This is a genomic window from Halomonas tibetensis, assembly GCF_042643535.1.
Classification (GTDB): Bacteria; Pseudomonadota; Gammaproteobacteria; order Pseudomonadales; family Halomonadaceae; genus Halomonas; species Halomonas tibetensis.
Window position 1 is genome coordinate 1 of sequence record NZ_JBHRSQ010000027.1, and the last position, 1,058, is coordinate 1,058.

A 1,058-nucleotide genomic window follows, 5' to 3' on the forward strand; every position below is an offset into this window, starting at 1 on the left:
AATAGACCCGAAACCGGGCGATCTATCCATGAGCAGGTTGAAGGTTGAGTAACATCAACTGGAGGACCGAACCAGGATCTGTTGAAAAAGATTTGGATGACTTGTGGATCGGAGTGAAAGGCTAATCAAGCCCGGAGATAGCTGGTTCTCCTCGAAAGCTATTTAGGTAGCGCCTCACGTATCACCACCGGGGGTAGAGCACTGTTTCGGCTAGGGGGTCATCCCGACTTACCAACCCGAGGCAAACTCCGAATACCGGTGAGTGCAGCGTGGGAGACACACAGCGGGTGCTAACGTCCGTTGTGAAAAGGGAAACAACCCAGACCGTCAGCTAAGGTCCCGAAATCCTGGTTAAGTGGGAAACGATGTGGGAAGGCTCAGACAGCTAGGAGGTTGGCTTAGAAGCAGCCATCCTTTAAAGAAAGCGTAATAGCTCACTAGTCGAGTCGGCCTGCGCGGAAGATGTAACGGGGCTCAAACCAGGTACCGAAGCTACGGGTTCATCCTCTGGATGAGCGGTAGAGGAGCGTCGTGTAAGCCGATGAAGGTGGATTGAGAAGTCTGCTGGAGGTATCACGAGTGCGAATGCTGACATGAGTAACGACAAGGGGAGTGAAAAACTCCCCCGCCGGAAGACCAAGGGTTTCTGTTCGACGCTAATCGGAGCAGAGTGAGTCGGCCCCTAAGGCGAGGCCGAAAGGCGTAGTCGATGGGAAACGGGTCAATATTCCCGTACCTCACTGTATTGCGATGGGGGGACGAAGAAGGCTAGGTGAGCCAGGCGTTGGTTGTCCTGGTGAAAGCCGGTAGGCTGAGGGTTCAGGTAAATCCGGATCCTCAAGGCCGAGAGGCGAGACGAACTGACCACGGTCAGGAAGTCATCGATGCCACGCTTCCAGGAAAAGCCTCTAAGCTTCAGATACAGTGGGACCGTACCCCAAACCGACACAGGTGGTCAGGTAGAGAATACCAAGGCGCTTGAGAGAACTCGGGTGAAGGAACTAGGCAAAATGGTGCCGTAACTTCGGGAGAAGGCACGCCGGCGTAGTGTGAAGGGC

At 54.4% G+C, this 1,058-nt stretch carries 1 rRNA gene; it reads left to right on the forward strand.

Annotation, left to right across the window (positions count from 1 at the left end):
• Positions 1-1,058 (forward strand): 23S ribosomal RNA (locus ACFODV_RS15215); the annotation flags it as partial.